Genomic DNA, 16,304 nt, shown 5'->3' with positions numbered 1-16,304 from the left:
GAGGTCCATCGTCTATTTAGAGCCAGCCGAGCGGATCAACGACGTTGCCGTTGACCATGACTTCAAAGTGGAGGTGGCAGCCCGTGGAGGCGCCGGTGGTCCCGCTCAGGGCAATGACGTCGCCGCGGGAGACCTTCTGGCCCACCGTGACCAAGGACGAGGACAGGTGGTTGTAGGTGGTCTCCAGGCCGTTGCCGTGATCGATGACCACACGGTTTCCGCCGCCGTAGGGGTGCCATCCGTTGAAGGTCACGGTGCCGCTGGCTGCCGCGTGGACCTGGGTGCCGCACTGGGCGACGAAATCCTGGCCGCGGTGAAACTCGCCCACAACGCCGGTGATGGGGCTGACACGGTAGCCGAACGGCGAGGCAGTGATCATCTGGTCCAGGGGTGGGCCCAAGGTGCCCTTCGATGCCGCGCGGGTGATGCTGCCGACGGACTGGGCACTGAGTAACTGTTTCAGCTTGCCGTCCGGGTCGCCCTTGGTGGCGATGGCGGTCCGGCTGAAATCGACTTTCGCCGCGGCGGCAGCCGTGACATCCGGCTGCACCGCGGCGGAAAGTGCGCCCGATGCGCCCGTATTAGCCATGACCGGGCTAGTGACGGGAACCGTCACTGTGAGGATCAGACCGGCTGCGGCCAGAGCGATCCCGGCCTTCTGGCCGACGCCGCTGGCCGCGGCGAAGTCCGTTACCTGACGGAACGGGCCGCGCCGCCGACGGCGTTCATCGCGGTGCGGGTCGCGCGGCCGATCGGCCATAGGCTCAAGAACGGGACGCGGCTCCGGAGCGGGACCGGTCGCGCGGCGACGTCCCCTGACGGTCTGGGTGGTCAAGAACGGTTCCTCTCTGGAGAGCCTGCGAAGTTAGCTGTCGGATTCGGGTCAGAGAGATCACAGACCCGGTCCGCCGCTGCAAGCACCAGACGCAGAGGTATCCCTGGGGATCCGCCGTGAAAGCTGCTTGCCGCTGACGGACTTCACCCCGAGGCTGCGATGAAGCAGCCGAAAGTGGTTCCCCCGCCCCTGCCAGGAGGTCGTTCTGCTGCTGATCCGCTGGCAGGGCTCGGCTTCGGATCAGATAACGCTTTGGTATCGGTACAGGGCACTAACTATAGGGGATCAAGCCACCCGGTAATAAATCCGTGACCGCCCTGTGCAAAACTCGTGGGTTGTCCCATGACTGGCACGTTGTGGCTGGTCAGGCGACGGTGACAAAGACATGCGCGGCAACTTCGGGCGGCAATTCCAGGGCGCCTTCGATATCCGGCACGCGGACCGAGATGTACTCCCCCACCCGCTCCAGCGAGACCAGCGCGCCGGGCCGGATGCCGCCCTCGTCGAGCTGGGCCAAAAGCTCCGGTTCCACCTGGATCGGCTCCGCGAGCCGGTTGACCGTAATCCGCGAGTCCGGACCATAGCCGGTCATGGCCTGCAGCAGGTTCAGGACCCCGTCAGCGTGGGCACCGGACGGTGCACCACCCAGCTCGGCCAGCCCCGGAATGGGGTTTCCATAGGGCGAAACCGTCGGGTGGTTGAGCAGCTCGAAGATCCTACGCTCGACGCGTTCGCTCATGACGTGCTCCCAGCGGCAGGCTTCCTCATGGACGTACGCCCAGTCGAGCCCGATCACGTCTGCGAGCAGGCGTTCGGCGAGTCGGTGCTTGCGCATGACACCGATGGCGCGTTTCCGGCCAGTTTCGGTCAGCTCAAGGTGCCGGTCGCCGGATACAACCACCAGCCCGTCCCGCTCCATGCGGCCGATGGTCTGGGAAACTGTGGGGCCGGAGTGGCGGAGCCGTTCGGCGATGCGGGCGCGGAGGGCGACGATGTTTTCTTCTTCAAGTTCCAGAATGGTCCGGAGATACATCTCCGTGGTATCGATCAGATCCGTCATTCAGCTCAGCTCCTCGAGCGCAGTCCTTGCGTCATTCCCACCGTACCGCGTGCGGGCTGCGTGCAGGATGCGCCCTAGCGGGATCCGCCGTACGTTCGCAGGACAGCCTAGCCTATTTTGAATTACTCCAGATAATTATTCGTCCTGCCAGGAAGGCGCCCGACGCCCGAAGCCCGGCCGATCGCCGGGCGTCTCAATGACCGGACTATGACAGAGGATTTTCCGTGTCGACGGGGGCCGTCAGGCAAAATGGGACAGGCAGAATGAAAAGGGTGCCCGTTGCAGCCATCCCTTCCCGTCCACCTCCCCGCCACGTCACGACCCAGCCGAAAATTGGAGCCACTGTGAGCGACACCAGCATCACGATCCCCGCCAACCTGCTGCCCAAGGACGGACGGTTTGGCGCCGGACCGTCCAAGGTCCGGCCGGAGCAGATGGAGGCCCTCGCCGCGGCGGCGGCGAACCTGCTGGGAACTTCGCACCGCCAGGCACCCGTGAAGAACCTGGTCGGCTCTGTCCGCAGCGGCCTCAGTGATTTCTTCCGCGCCCCGGAAGGCTATGAAGTGATCCTCGGCGTCGGCGGCTCCACGGCGTTCTGGGACATTGCCAGCTTCGGACTCGTGGAGAACAAGGCGCAGCACCTGTCCTTCGGCGAGTTCGGCTCGAAGTTTGCCTCGGCCACCAACAAGGCACCGTTCCTCGCCGAGTCCTCCATCCTCAAGGCCGAGCCCGGCACCCGTCCCACCGCCAGGGCCGAGTCCGGCGTGGACGTCTACGCGTGGCCGCAGAACGAGACGTCCACCGGCGTGGCGGCTCCCGTCCGGCGCGTGGCAGGTGCCGACGACGGGTCCTTGGTCCTCGTGGACGCGACCTCGGCCGCCGGCGGCCTGGACGTGGACGTGGCGGAGTCGGACGTCTATTACTTTGCGCCGCAGAAGAACTTCGCGTCCGACGGCGGCCTGTGGCTTGGCTTGTTCTCCCCGGCTGCGCTGGAGCGGGCAGCCCGGATCAAGGCCAGCAACCGCTGGATCCCCGATTTCCTGGATCTCCAGACCGCAATCGACAACTCCCGGCTGAACCAGACCTACAACACCCCCGCGCTGGCCACCCTGGTCACCCTGGATGCCCAGGTGCAGTGGCTCAACGCCAACGGCGGCATGGACTTCGCCTCCGCACGTACCGCGGATTCAGCCGGCCGGATTTACCGCTGGGCCGAGGCGTCCGGCTACGCCACGCCGTTCGTGGTCAACGCCGAGGACCGCTCGAACGTGATCGCCACGATCGACTTCGACGAATCGATCGACGCCGCAGCCATCGCCAAGGTTCTCCGCGCCAACGGCATCGTCGACACTGAGCCTTACCGTAAATTGGGCCGGAACCAGCTGCGCATCGCCACCTTCGTGGCGATCGAGCCGGACGATGTCTCGGCGCTGCTCGAATGCATCGATTTCGTCGTGGCCGAACTCAAGAAGTAGCCTCAGCGTCCGACGGCGTCGTCCCGGCCAGGTGCCCGGACGGCGCCGTCGCCGTTTCCGGCGGCGCCGGCTGGCTGCCCGTCCATCTGCGCGCCCGCGGCGGCGGTGTCCGCGGCCAGGCGGAAGTAGCGCAGCCCGCGCGCCCGGCGGTTGAAGTGGAGCCGCAGCTGCTTCGCCCGGATGATCCACAGCAGCCCGATCAGGGCCGCGAGCAGGCCGGCGCCGGCCGCTACCGCCATGGACCAGCGGGGGCCGGCGACGTTTGCCACCCAGCCGACGAACGGCGCACCGATGGGCGTTCCGCCCATGAAGATCGCCATATAAAGCGCCATCACCCGGCCCCGCATCACCGGGTCCGTCGTGGTCTGGACGTACCCGTTGGCGCTTGTCATCATGGTGATCGCGAACAGCCCCACCGGCACCAGCGCAATCCCGAACCAGAAGTAGCTTGGGGCCAGCGCCGCGAGGCCCGAGGTCACGCCGAAGGCTCCGGCCGCGCCGAAAATGACCCGCAGCCGCGGTTTGCCGCGGCCGGCGGAGAGGAGCGCCCCGGCGACGGAGCCGATGGCCATGATCGAATTCATCAGGCCGAAGGCTCCCGCGCCGAGACCGAATTCCGTGCCCACCATGGCCGCAATGAACAGGGCGAAGTTCAGCCCCAGGGTGCCAACGATGAAGATGGCCACGAGGACCACCACGAGGTCCGGGCGGTACCGCACATACTGCAGCCCCTCCCGGATCCTGCCTTTGCCCGCCGGTGCCCGGGGCAGCCGCCGCAGCGATCCCGCCGGGATTCTCGCCAGGCTCAGCAGCAGTGGGACGAACGTGAACGCGTTGATGAGGAAGACCCAGCCCGGGCCGACAACGGCCGTCAGCACGCCGGCGACTGCCGGGCCGATCATGCGGGCAACGTTGAAGGAGGCGCTGTTGAGGGCCACGGCATTGGGAAGGTAATCGTCCTGGACCAGTTCCGAGACAAAGGTCTGCCGCACGGGGGCGTCCAGCGCGGAAACCACCCCAAGCATCAGGGCGAAGACGTACACCTGCCAGAGCTGTGCCGCCCCGGAAACCACCAGGATGCCCAGCCCGGCACTTAGAAGTGCCATGGAGGACTGGGTCAGCACCAGGAGCCGCTTGCGGTTAAAGCGGTCCGCAACCAGTCCGGCGACCGGTGCCAGGAACAGCTGGGGGCCCAGTTGCAGGGCCATGGTGATGCCCACGGCCCCGGCGTCCTGGTTCGTCAGGTGGGCGAACACCAACCAGTCCTGGGCGGTGCGCTGCATCCAGGTACCGATGTTGGAGATGAGCGCGCCGACGAACCAGATCCGGTAGTTCAGGATGTGCAGGGACTTGAACGTGGACATCATGCCCAGCCCTCCTCCTGCTCGCTCCCTGACGCTTTCAACCGCTAATCGGCCTCGTCCGCGGGGCGTTCCCCGTCGTCGTCGGCATCCGCACCGTTGGCATTAGTCTCCTCGGGGTCAGCCTTGTCGGCGTCGGCCTCGTCAGCATCAGGGTGCGCGGAGTCGGAGCCCTGCGACGCCGGTTCGGCGCCCAATGCTTCCTCGGCCTCGTCAGCCTGCGCGTCTTCCGGGCGGACCCGCTCAGCCCACGGGACCCAAGCCGGAGCGAGGATGGAGTCCTCCGAGGGCAGGAGGCCGAGTTCGTCGACCGTCACCACTTTGGACCGCGAGTTGCGGGTCAGCACGGCGTACCACTGCCAGCCGCCGTAGCCGGGCAGCTTGGATTCGAAGAGGTGGGTCACCAGGCGGTCGCCTTCGCTGCGGGCCGCCAGGTGCTCCCCGATCTGCTCGGCAGGGGCAATGCCCTCCACGGCGGCACGGGCGACGTCGACGGCGGCGGCCAGGAAGGCGTCCGGTTTGCCGGTCCGCCAGACGGGCACACCGGCGCGCGGACGGGACCCCGGCTTTGAGCCGGCTCCCTTGGAGCCTGCCGGCACGATGGATCCGGCATCCTGCGCCGGCAACTGATCGGGTTCCTGAGTCATCAAGGGCCTTAGACGTCCAGCTCGTCGGCAACCTTACGGAGGGCGGCCGCTATCGCTTTGCCCTTGTTGCCTTCCGGGTACTTTCCCGCGGACAGGGTCCCGGACAGGTTGTCCAGCACGCTGACGAGGTCCTGAACCAGCGGGGCAAGGTCCCTGGCGCTGGGCCGCTTTGCCTTGGCGATGGACGGCATTTTGTCCAGCACACGCAGTCCGAGCGCCTGGGCGCCCTTGCGGCCGTCTGCCACCCCAAATTCAACGCGAGTTCCGGCCTTGAGCTCCGTGACGCCCTCGGGCAGCGCGGACTTGGGCAGGAAGACTTCCTGGCCGTCCTCGCCAGCGAGGAATCCGAAGCCTTTTTCCTTGTCATACCACTTGACCTTGCCGGTAGGCACGTAATCAACCTTCTTCGTTCTGCGGGGACACGGCCGGCGGCCACCGCATCCGCATGGATACGCGGGTTCAGGGTATGACTGCCCGGATCGTGTTGGTCTGTATCTCCAAGGTTATCCTGCCTTGTTCACTTTAGCGGTTTGAGGCGCGGGCGGGGCCGGACTGTTAGCGTTGCCCACATGACACTGACGCGTTACCGGCGGCCCTTCCTGATCCTCACGGCCACCCTTGCCGTGTTGTCCGTCATCGCCGTCGGCACGGTCATGGCCATGGCCCTCAACCACGTCGTTGCGCCCGCGTGGATCACTTCGGTGGCCCTCTACGGGCTCCCGGTGGCCTTCATCCTCATGCTCGCGCTTGTTGTGGACGGTGTGGTCGCCCGGCGCCGCCCGCGCGGACCTGGCGAAAGGTAACGTGGGAACGATGTCCCTCATCCGTGCGCTCAGCAAGGAACTTCAGGCACGAAACGACGATTCGCTGCGGGCCTTGTTCTGCGCGCGGCCGGACCTGATTTCCCCCGGCGTCCCGGACTTCGCGGCCCTGGCCGCGCGGGCCAGCGGGCGGGTCAGCGTGCAGCGTGCGCTGGAGCGGCTCAACCGGCCGCAGATGCAGGTGCTGGAAACCCTGCACCTGTGCACTAATGCCGATACCGGGCACAGCGCGTCGGCGGCGATGCTGAAGAAACTGATCAATGGCGCCTCGATTGCCGCCATCGACCGCCTGCTCCATTCCCTGCAGGAACTGGCCCTCGTCCACCGCGCCGACCCACCCCACGGGGTGACTCCCGCCGCAGCCAAGCAGCGGCACTACCTTCCGGTCGGCAGCCTCAAAGACGTGATTGGCATCTATCCGGCCGGGCTCGGCCGCAGCTACACCGAGCTCGTTCGGCTCCAGCCGGCCTTCGCGCAGCGGGTGGTGCAGCTGGTCGGAGAACTGCACCGCAGCGGCGCATCCATCTCGCCCGCCACCACGCCGATGGAAGCGGCCCTGTCGCTGCAGCACTGGACGGCGACGCCGGAGTCGCTCCAGGCCATCCTGGCCACCGCGCCGGAACGGACCGCCGCGCTCCTGGCCCGGTTCGGAAACTGGGCCATGGGCGCCGTTCCCCAGGCGCAGCGCCGCGCCTCGGTGCTTCACGAAAGTGCCGACGTCGGCCCGGTGGACTGGCTGCTGGCCCGGGGGCTGCTGGTGCCGCTGGACGCCGCCCACGTCGAACTGCCGCACAGCGTGGGGGTGTCGCTGCGCGGCGGGTTTGTCATTGAGGACTTTTCCCTGCTGCCCCCGGTCCCCCGGCTGGGGCACACGAGCGCAGCGCTCCGCCGCAACGCCGCGCTGGGTGCCATCGCCGAGACGCTGCGGCTCGTGGGCGAACTGCTGTACACCGTGCGTGCGCAGCCCCTGGCCACGCTGCGCAGCGGAGGCGTCGGAGTCCGGGAGATGAAGCGGCTGGCGGATTCCCTGCGGATCGACGTGCACGAGGCCGGCGTCCTCGCGGAGCTCTGCGGGATGGCCGGTCTCCTGCGGCTGGACGTCGACAGTTCCGCATGGGTGCAGCCGCCGCAACTGGAGTGGCTGGCGCTGCCGCGGCAGGAACAGTGGCTGTGGCTGGTCAATGCCTGGCTGGCCAGCGAGCGCGCACCCTCCCTCGTGGGCCAGCCGGTGAACGCTGCCGCCCCGGGGGCGGCCGGCCACCGCGGCCCGGCCGGGACCACCATCAATGCGCTTTCCGCCGAGGCGCAGCGGCCGGACGCCCCCGTGGTCCGCAAACGCGTCCTGGAAATCCTGCATGAGCTCACGCTCGAGGCCGCGGCGCCGGACGGGCAGGCTCCCGTGCTGGATGCCGCCGCCGTGCTGGAGCGTGCCGAGTGGGCGCAGCCCCGGATGGCCCGCCGCTTCAGCTCGCTGATCCGCGGTCTCCTCACGGAGGCGGAGATGCTTGGCCTGATCGGGTCCGGGGCGCTCAGCCAACTGGGCGCCGCGATTGCCGCAGAACAGCCTGACGCCGCCCTGGGGATCCTGGGCGAACACCTGCCCGCAGCCCTGCAACACGTGTTGCTGCAGGCGGACATGACCGCGGTGGCACCGGGCTATCTTGATCCGGAACTGAGTGACCGGCTGCTCACCATGGCCGAGGCGGAAGGCAAGGGGCCGGCAACCATTTACCGCTTTTCCGTCGCATCGGTCCGCCGGGCCCTCGACGCCGGCCAGGACGCCACGGCGATGCTGGACTTCCTGCGCCAGCATTCAGCCACCGCCATCCCGCAGCCCCTGCAGTACCTGATCGAAGACACCGCCGCCCGCCACTCGCGGCTCCGGGTAGGGGCTGCGGCCAGCTTCATCCAAAGCGAGGACGAGACGGCCCTGCTGGACGTCCTCAACGCCCCGGCCGCGTCCGGTCTCGGGCTGGTGCGGATCGCACCCACCGTGGTGATCTCGCACGCCGCACCGCGGGACACCGCCCAAGTACTCAGAGGCCTCGGGCTCTCCCCCGTCCTGGAGGAGGCGGCAGCCGGCGTTATCCGGCTGCGCCGCACCACGCCGGTTCCCGGCAGCGGCCGGCCGGTCTACACCGCCCCGCGCACCGCCCCGCCCGAGGCCGACATCGACGCCCAGCTGGCCGTACTGCGCAATGACGGCGCGCTGGCCCCGGCAACGGCGGGCGGGAATCCCCCGGCAGCCGCACCCGGCAGCGAGGAAGCGACCCAGCTCGGGCTGGAGACCCTGCTGAAGGCGATCCGCCTCAAGCAGCGGGTGGTCATGAATGTCGTGGACAGCATGGGGAATGCCAGCCGCGAAACCGTTGTTCCAGTAGCGGTGAACGGCGGCCGCGTGCGGGTGTTCGATCCGGACAAGGAGACCGAACGCGTGCTGTCCATCCACCGGATCATCGACGTAGAAGCTACTGAGGAACTGCTCCAGTGAATGACGGGCCCCTGATCGTCCAGAGTGATAAGACCATCCTGCTGGAGGTTGACCACGAACTCGCCACCGAGGCACGGCACGCCATCGCGGCGTTCGCCGAACTGGAACGGGCGCCGGAGCATGTGCACAGCTACCGGCTGACGCCGCTGGGTCTCTGGAACGCCCGGGCCGCCGGACTGGACGCCGAAAAGGTGCTGGACACCCTGCTGAAGTACTCCCGGTTCCCGGTGCCCCACTCGCTGCTGATCGACGTCGAAGAGACCATGTCCCGGTACGGACGCCTGCGGCTGGAAAAGGACCCGCAGCACGGCCTGGTCATGCGCACGTCCGACTACCCGGTGCTGGAAGAGGTCAGCCGCGCCAAGAAGATCGCCCCGCTGCTCGGGCCGCGGATCGACGGGGAGACGGTGGTGGTGCATTCGTCCCAGCGAGGCCAGCTCAAACAACTGCTGCTCAAGATCGGCTGGCCGGCGGAGGACCTGGCCGGCTACGTTGACGGCACGCCGCATCCCATTATGCTCAACGAAACCGGCTGGAAACTGCGGCCGTACCAGCAACTGGCCACGGAGAACTTCTGGGCCGGCGGCAGCGGCGTCGTCGTGCTTCCCTGCGGCGCCGGCAAAACCCTCGTCGGAGCGGCCGCCATGGCCACCAGCTCCACCACCACGCTGATCCTGGTGACCAACACCGTGTCCGCGCGGCAGTGGAAGGACGAGCTCCTCAAACGGACGTCGCTGACCGAGGAGGAGATCGGCGAGTACTCCGGCTCGGTCAAGGAGGTCCGCCCGGTCACGATCGCCACCTATCAGGTCCTGACCACGAAGCGCGGCGGGCTGTATCCGCACCTGGAGCTCGTGGACGGCAACGACTGGGGCCTGATCATCTACGACGAGGTCCATCTGCTCCCGGCACCGATTTTCCGGATGACGGCGGACCTCCAGGCCCGGCGCCGGCTGGGACTGACCGCCACCCTGGTGCGGGAGGACGGCCGGGAGGGCGAGGTCTTCAGCCTGATCGGTCCGAAACGCTACGACGCCCCGTGGAAAGACATCGAGAGCCAGGGCTATATCGCCCCCGCCGACTGCGTGGAGGTCCGGGTCGACCTGCCCCGGGACGAGCGGGTGGCCTACGCCATGGCCGAGGACGCCGACAAGTACCGCCTGTGCGCCACGTCGGAGACGAAGACCCGGGTGGTGGAAGAGCTCGTGGCCGCGCACGCGGGCGAACAGCTCCTGGTGATCGGGCAGTACATCGACCAGCTCGACGAGATCGGCGAGCGCCTGGGCGCGCCGGTGATCAAGGGAGATACATCGGTCAAGGAGCGCCAGCGGCTTTTTGAAGCCTTCCGGGCCGGCGAGGTGCAGACCCTGGTGGTCTCCAAGGTGGCCAACTTCTCCATTGACCTGCCCGAGGCGTCGGTCGCGATCCAGGTCTCGGGGTCCTTCGGTTCCCGTCAGGAGGAGGCCCAGCGGCTGGGCCGGCTGCTGCGGCCCAAGAAGGACGGCCGTGCCGCCCGGTTCTACTCCCTCGTGGCCCGGGACACCCTGGACCAGGACTTCGCGGCGAAGCGGCAGCGCTTCCTCGCCGAGCAGGGCTATGCCTACCGGATCATGGACGCCAAGGATGTCGGCGCCGCCGGTTAGGACCGCCGGGCAGCCCCGGCTTTTAGCACGCCGTTCGGCACTCCGTCCGGCCTGCGCGGCCCTCCGGCACCGCCCATTCAACATCCACCTTCCATTCAGATAACTCACAGAGTCTGGGAGCATCATGGGAACATGAAGAAGAACGGTCCCGAAGCCAAGCTGCTCGTCGTCGATGATGAACCAAACATCCGCGAGCTGCTGTCAACGTCCCTGCGCTTCGCAGGCTTTGAAGTTGTCTCAGCTGGCAGCGGGCGCGAGGCACTGGCTGCCGCCGAGCTGCACGCCCCCGATCTGGCGGTCCTGGACGTCATGCTCCCGGACATGGACGGCTTCACCGTGACCCGGCGGCTCCGCGCCGCCGGCAAGCACTTCCCCGTCCTGTTCCTGACGGCCAAGGACGATACCGAGGACAAAGTCACCGGTTTGACCGTGGGCGGCGACGATTACGTCACCAAGCCCTTCAGCCTCGATGAGGTGGTGGCCCGGATCCGCGCGGTGCTCCGGCGCACGCAGCCCCAGATCGACGACGATGCGGTCATCCGGGTCGATGACCTCCAGCTCGACGACGACGCCCATGAGGTCCGCCGTGGCGGGACCGTGATCGAGCTGTCCCCCACGGAGTTCAAGCTCCTGCGCTACCTGATGCTCAACCCGAACCGGGTCCTGTCCAAGGCCCAGATCCTCGATCACGTGTGGGAGTACGACTTCAACGGTGACGCCTCGATCGTGGAGTCCTACATCTCCTACTTGCGCCGCAAGGTGGATATCGATCCCGACGCGCCCGCGCTGATCCAGACCAAGCGCGGCGTCGGCTACGTCCTGCGGACCGCGGAGAAGCGCTGACCTTGCTGCACCGCTGGAAGTCGGCGTCGCTGCGGTCGCAGCTCGTGGCCATCATGATGGCGCTCATGCTCGTGGCCCTCACCGCCACGGGCGCGGGCACGCTGACGCTGCTGCACAGCTTCCTGCAAGGCCAGGTGGACGACAAGCTTCGGGACGCGGTCGATTCCGCGCGCCAACAGCAGTCCTTCACCCAACTGCAGGAAACCACGTCCAACGTCCCCACCGACTATTCCCTGATGCTCTTCAGCCCGGGCGTGAAGCCCTGGGTCTTCGGCGGGGACAAGGACTCCCACCCCGCCATCAGTACCTTTTCGGCGGTCGAAGCCCGGGAGCGCCAGCAGGTTCCGTTCCAGGTGCGCGGTTCCGAGGGCGGCAACTGGAGGGTCGTGGCGGTCAACGTCGTTGACAACAACCAGCACAGCGCCGTCGTCGTCATCGGCCTCCCCCTGAACCCGGTCGATTCCGTCATGGAACACGCCGCCCTGGTGGTTGTCGGAGTCGGGCTGCTCACGCTTGTCCTGGCATTCTTCATCGCCACATGGACCGTCACGCGGTCCTTCCGGCCGCTGACCCGGGTGGAGAAGACGGCCGCCGCGATCGCGGCCGGAGACTTGTCCCGGCGCGTGGAGGTGGAGAACCCGGGCACCGAGGTGGGCCGGCTCGGCAGCTCGCTCAATGCCATGCTCGCGCACATCGAAACGGCGTTCGCCGCCCGGATGGCGTCCGAGGCGCGGATGCGGCGCTTCGCCGCGGACGCCTCGCACGAACTGCGCACCCCGCTGGTGACCATTCGGGGCTTCTCCGAGCTCTACCGGCACGGCGCGCTGTCCACCCCGGAAGACGTGGCCACCGCGATGGGACGGATCGAGAGCGAAGCCAAGCGCATGGGCGCCATGGTGGAGGACCTGCTGCTGCTGGCCAGGATCGATGAGCAACGGCCGCTCCAGCAGAAACCCGCGGACCTGCTGCTGCTGGCCAACGACGCGGTGGTGGACACCCAGGCGAGCGACCGCAGCCGCACCATCACCCTCACCGGCCTGGATGGTGCGGCCCCCGCTGCCGCCCCCGTGCTGGGCGACGAAGCCAAGCTGCGCCAGGTGGTCAGCAACTTGGTCGGCAATGCCCTGCGCTACACGCCGGAGGGAACCCCCATTGAAATCGGCGTCGGCGTCCGGACGACGCCGGACGGCTCACGGCAGTCCGCGATTGAGGTCCGGGACCACGGGCCCGGTGTCCCGGACGAGGAAGCTGCCCGGATCTTCGAGCGCTTCTACCGGTCGGACACCTCAAGGACCAGGGAAACCGGCGGCAGCGGGCTTGGCCTGGCGATCGTGGCCGCAATTGTCGGCGCGCATTCCGGATCCGTGCGGGTTGGGAAGACCGAGGGCGGCGGGGCCACGCTGGTGGTCAGCATCCCGTTCCTGGATGAAGACGCCATGGAACTGTCCGCCAAAGAGATGTCCACATAGGACCCGACGGCGGTGTCCCCACGCTGCGCTGCCGCCTACGCTCGGGATGTCCGGAACATCCGGATGAGGCAGGCACTCCCCCGCAGGCTCCCCCGCGTCCAGTACTGCCTCCCGAACCGTCGAGAGGGCATTCCCATGAGCATCATCTCCGTCGACACGGAGCTCCTCGAGCTGAAATCCGCCAACGTCAAGGCCACGGTGGAGCGGATCAGTGCGGACGTCCACGCCATGAAGCGCGGGCTGGACGAGCTGCAGGGCAGCTGGCGCGGTTCCGCGGCGACAAACTTCCAGAGCCTGGTCGCGGAATGGACGCTGACCCAGGGCAGGGTCGAGGCCTCGCTGGCGTCCATCAATCTCGCACTGAATTCCGCGGCGGCCACCTACGCCCAGGCAGAACTGGGCAACGCGCAGCGCTTCAGGTGAGCTTGTCCGGGCCTCAGGCCTCGGGGGTGCCCTGATGGAACCGCAGCCGCCATTGCGCGCCGTCAAGGATCCACAGGGAGCTGCGCAGGGCTGATCCCTCGCGGTTGCGGCTGCGGTAGGTCAGGAGCATGGTCTTCTCGCCCAGCCGGTCCGCGGCCAAGAGCTCCAACTCCGTGGGTCCTCCCGGGTTGTCCTCCAGGGCCATCATCATGGCGTCGCGGGTCCAGATCCGGCCGGAGGTGCCGATCTCGGTGAAATCCGGGTGGAGCAGGACGCCGGTCCGGCCCAGGTCCGCGCGGGTTTCCGGGCGGAGCAGTTCACGCTCGAGGGACTCGACCACGCTTTCCGGGCTCACGTCCGGGGCCCCGGCTCCGGCCTGCACTTCGTCGAGTTCGCTGAAGAGGTCCGGTTCGTCGAAGGAGCCCGGCGCGCCGAAGAGCTCCTGCTGGCCCGTCGGCGCCGTTGCTGCCCGCGGCGGGGCCTCGGCTGGGGCTTGGGACGAGATCAGGGGCGACGCCTGCGGTGCCTTGGCTGGCGGCGTGGCCTGCGGGGCTGCCTGCGGGGCCGTGGAGCCCGGCGGGTGTGCCTGTGCGGGCGCTCCCTCCGGAGCCCCGAATCCGGGCCCCTGCCGGACGGCAACGCCCTGCTGGTAAGCCGTGGCGGCCGCCCTGGCGCGGTCGTCGGCCGCCTCGTTGAGCTCGTGCCCGGCATGGCCCCGCACCCATTCGAAGGTGTACTTGCGGCCCACGAGTTCCCGGTCGATATCTTTGAGCAGGTCTACGTTCAGGACGGGCTTGCCGTCGGCCTTGCGCCAGCCTTTGCGCTTCCAACCGGGCATCCACTTGGTCACGGCGTTGATGACGTACTGGCTGTCGCAGAGGATCAGCAGGTCTTCGCCGGGGACATGAGCCGTGGCCCGGAACAGGTCCAGTACCGCCATCAGTTCGCCCTGGTTGTTGGTGCCATGGGGCCACCCGCCGGCCCGCCAGCAGTCGTCATTCACGTACCAGGCCCAGCCGGCCGGGCCGGGATTTCCTAAAGCCGAACCGTCGGCCGCTGCTGTAATCGTCACTGACCTATCCTGCCAGACCCCGCCGGCCCCCGCCGACGCTCCCTCACATCCGGCGCCAAACCACCCCGCGCTCCCTCACATCCGGCGCCCACCCGCCCGACGCTCCCGCACATCCGGCGCCAAACCACCCCGCGCTCCCTCACATCCGGCGCCAAACCACCCGACGCGCCCTCCCCGCCCGTTCTCAAGTGAGGGAGCATTCGCTTGAGCGCTGTGATACCTGAGGCAGCGTCGGCTAAATCGCTGCACAAACTGAGGGAGCGTCGGATGGATGGGGGCGAGACGTGAGGGAGCGTGGGGGAAGTGCGTTTAATTGACGGCGGCGGCCCCACCCGAAGGTGGGACCGCCGTCGTTGAACTACTGAGGTGAACTCGTCAGTTCAGGTGGCTGGACGCCAGAGGGTTAGAAACCGCCCATGCCGCCCATGCCGCCCATGTCGTCGCCGCCCATAGCCGGGGAGTTCTTCTCCGGCTTGTCGGCCACAACGGCCTCGGTGGTGAGGAACAGGCCGGCGATGGAGGCCGCGTTCTGCAGGGCAGAGCGGGTCACCTTGACCGGGTCGTTGATGCCGGCGGCCAGCAGGTCAACGTACTCGCCGGTGGCGGCGTTGAGGCCGTGGCCTGCGGGCAGGCCGCGGACCTTGTCCACCACGACGCCGGGCTCGAGGCCGGCGTTGAAGGCGATCTGCTTGAGCGGGGCGTCGATGGCGACGCGGACGATGTTCGCCCCGGTCGCTTCGTCGCCGGAGAGCTGCAGGTTCGCGAAGGCCTTGGCGCCGGCCTGGATCAGGGCAACGCCACCGCCGGCGACGATGCCCTCTTCAACGGCAGCCTTTGCGTTGCGGACAGCGTCCTCAATGCGGTGCTTGCGTTCCTTGAGCTCAACCTCGGTTGCGGCTCCGGCCTTGATGACTGCAACGCCGCCGGCCAGCTTGGCCAGGCGCTCCTGCAGCTTCTCGCGGTCGTAGTCGGAATCCGAGTTCTCGATCTCGGCGCGGATCTGGGACACGCGGCCGGCGATCTGGTCGGCGTCGCCTGCACCCTCGACGATCGTGGTCTCATCCTTGGTGACAACAACCTTGCGGGCCTTGCCGAGGAGTTCGAGTCCGGCGGTCTCAAGCTTGAGTCCGACTTCCTCGGAGATGACCTGGCCACCGGTGAGGATGGCGATGTCGGCCAGCTGCGCCTTGCGGCGGTCGCCGAAGCCCGGAGCCTTGACGGCAACGGACTTGAAGGTGCCGCGGATCTTGTTGACGATCAGGGTGGCCAGGGCCTCGCCCTCGATGTCTTCGGCAATGATCAGCAGCGGCTTGTTGGACTGCATGACCTTTTCGAGGACAGCAACCAGTTCCTTGACGTTGGAGATCTTGGAGTTGACGATCAGGATGTACGGGTCCTCAAGGACCGTTTCCTGGCGCTCGGCGTCGGTGACGAAGTAAGCGGAGATGTAGCCCTTATCGAAGCGCATGCCTTCGGTGAGCTCCAGCTCGAGGCCGAACGTGTTCGACTCCTCGACCGTGATGACGCCTTCCTTGCCGACCTTGTCGAGGGCTTCGGCAATCAGGGCGCCGATCTCGTTGTCGCCGGCGGAGATGGACGCGGTGGCGGCGATCTCTTCCTTGGTCTCGATTTCCTTGGCGGAGGCCAGGAGCTCGACCGTGACGGCCTCAACAGCCTTCTCGATGCCGCGCTTGAGGGACAGCGGGTCAGCGCCGGCCGCGACGTTGCGCAGGCCTTCCTTGACCAGTGCCTGTGCCAGAACCGTAGCGGTGGTGGTGCCGTCGCCAGCGACGTCGTCCGTCTTCTTGGCAACTTCCTTGACCAGCTCGGCGCCGATCTTCTCGTAAGGATCGTCCAGCTCGATCTCCTTGGCGATGGAAACACCATCGTTGGTGATCGTGGGGGCGCCCCACTTCTTTTCGAGGACGACGTTGCGTCCCCGCGGGCCGAGGGTGACCTTGACGGCGTCGGCGAGGATGTTCAGGCCCCGCTCAAGACCGCGGCGTGCCTCTTCATCAAATGCAATGATCTTGGCCATAACGGCAGTAGTCCTTTCGGGACAGTCGTTAAGAATGAACCTTCGCTGTGGTGCCCGCGACGGACGACCCCTACCCGGCGGCCTCTGTATGCCGCTGGGCCCGGGATCTCACCCCAGCAAGGTGTT

Annotated in this window: 14 protein-coding genes and 1 riboswitch; of the genes, 7 read left to right on the top strand and 7 right to left on the bottom strand. The window is 67.5% G+C overall.

Annotated features, from left to right (window positions below; all coding sequences use genetic code 11):
• Positions 1-16 precede the first annotated feature (16 nt).
• A complete protein-coding gene (locus tag AB4Y72_RS07895) occupies positions 17-835 on the bottom strand; it encodes a M23 family metallopeptidase (protein ID WP_441425605.1) in 819 nt (272 codons plus the stop codon).
• A 4-nt stretch (positions 836-839) separates the two neighbouring features.
• Positions 840-1,055, bottom strand: a riboswitch (cyclic di-AMP (ydaO/yuaA leader).
• Positions 1,056-1,199: 144 nt separating this feature from the next.
• Positions 1,200-1,895, bottom strand: coding sequence for a metal-dependent transcriptional regulator (locus AB4Y72_RS07890; RefSeq protein WP_441425604.1), 696 nt, complete (start codon positions 1,893-1,895; stop codon positions 1,200-1,202).
• 344 nt (positions 1,896-2,239) lie between these two features.
• Between AB4Y72_RS07890 and serC the strand changes: the two genes are divergently transcribed.
• Complete coding sequence (serC, locus tag AB4Y72_RS07885) at positions 2,240-3,370, top strand: phosphoserine transaminase (RefSeq protein ID WP_441425603.1); 1,131 nt, start codon at positions 2,240-2,242, stop codon at positions 3,368-3,370.
• Positions 3,371-3,372: 2 nt separating this feature from the next.
• Here serC and AB4Y72_RS07880 read toward each other — a convergent pair whose 3' ends face one another.
• From AB4Y72_RS07880 to AB4Y72_RS07870, 3 genes are read right to left on the bottom strand one after another with little or no spacing between them, the layout of a single operon-like run.
• Entirely contained in the window at positions 3,373-4,734 is a 1,362-nt protein-coding gene (locus AB4Y72_RS07880) for an MFS transporter (protein WP_441425778.1), read from the bottom strand.
• A 44-nt stretch (positions 4,735-4,778) separates the two neighbouring features.
• Positions 4,779-5,378: a DUF3027 domain-containing protein gene (locus tag AB4Y72_RS07875; RefSeq protein WP_441425602.1), complete on the bottom strand. Its 600-nt coding sequence runs from the start codon at positions 5,376-5,378 to the stop codon at positions 4,779-4,781.
• Positions 5,379-5,386: 8 nt separating this feature from the next.
• The gene (locus AB4Y72_RS07870; protein ID WP_441425601.1) at positions 5,387-5,770 is read right to left on the bottom strand and encodes a cold-shock protein; all 384 of its coding nucleotides are present in this window, start codon (positions 5,768-5,770) and stop codon (positions 5,387-5,389) included.
• Positions 5,771-5,947: 177 nt separating this feature from the next.
• Between AB4Y72_RS07870 and AB4Y72_RS07865 the strand changes: the two genes are divergently transcribed.
• The 6 genes from AB4Y72_RS07865 (at position 5,948) to AB4Y72_RS07840 (ending at position 13,068) form a co-directional block, all read left to right on the top strand.
• Entirely contained in the window at positions 5,948-6,181 is a 234-nt protein-coding gene (locus AB4Y72_RS07865; RefSeq protein ID WP_441425600.1) for a hypothetical protein, read from the top strand.
• A gap of 10 nt (positions 6,182-6,191) precedes the next feature.
• Positions 6,192-8,690 (top strand): helicase-associated domain-containing protein, encoded by a 2,499-nt coding sequence (locus AB4Y72_RS07860; RefSeq protein ID WP_441425599.1) that lies wholly within the window; start codon positions 6,192-6,194, stop codon positions 8,688-8,690.
• A complete protein-coding gene (locus AB4Y72_RS07855) occupies positions 8,687-10,333 on the top strand; it encodes a DNA repair helicase XPB (RefSeq protein ID WP_441425598.1) in 1,647 nt (548 codons plus the stop codon). The genes AB4Y72_RS07860 and AB4Y72_RS07855 overlap by 4 nt, the downstream gene beginning before the upstream one ends.
• A 132-nt stretch (positions 10,334-10,465) precedes the next feature.
• Complete coding sequence (locus tag AB4Y72_RS07850; RefSeq protein ID WP_223984236.1) at positions 10,466-11,176, top strand: response regulator transcription factor; 711 nt, start codon at positions 10,466-10,468, stop codon at positions 11,174-11,176.
• A gap of 2 nt (positions 11,177-11,178) precedes the next feature.
• Positions 11,179-12,645: an ATP-binding protein gene (locus AB4Y72_RS07845; RefSeq protein WP_441425597.1), complete on the top strand. Its 1,467-nt coding sequence runs from the start codon at positions 11,179-11,181 to the stop codon at positions 12,643-12,645.
• Between the two features lie 135 nt (positions 12,646-12,780).
• Positions 12,781-13,068 carry a WXG100 family type VII secretion target gene (locus AB4Y72_RS07840; protein ID WP_441425596.1) on the top strand — a complete coding sequence of 96 codons (288 nt, stop codon included), beginning with the start codon at positions 12,781-12,783 and terminating at the stop codon, positions 13,066-13,068.
• A 13-nt stretch (positions 13,069-13,081) separates the two neighbouring features.
• Here the strand turns inward: AB4Y72_RS07840 and AB4Y72_RS07835 are convergent, their stop codons facing one another.
• Entirely contained in the window at positions 13,082-14,140 is a 1,059-nt protein-coding gene (locus AB4Y72_RS07835) for an RNase H family protein (RefSeq protein ID WP_441425595.1), read from the bottom strand.
• A 403-nt stretch (positions 14,141-14,543) separates the two neighbouring features.
• A complete protein-coding gene (gene groL / locus AB4Y72_RS07830) occupies positions 14,544-16,178 on the bottom strand; it encodes a chaperonin GroEL (RefSeq protein WP_441425594.1) in 1,635 nt (544 codons plus the stop codon).
• Between the last annotated feature and the right edge of the window lie 126 nt (positions 16,179-16,304).

Origin of the sequence: Arthrobacter sp. YAF34, from assembly GCF_052113245.1 — a bacterium.
GTDB lineage: Bacteria > Actinomycetota > Actinomycetes > Actinomycetales > Micrococcaceae > Arthrobacter.
The sequence above is the reverse complement of the archived record's forward strand: the minus strand, read 5'-3'. Positions and strand labels throughout refer to the sequence as shown.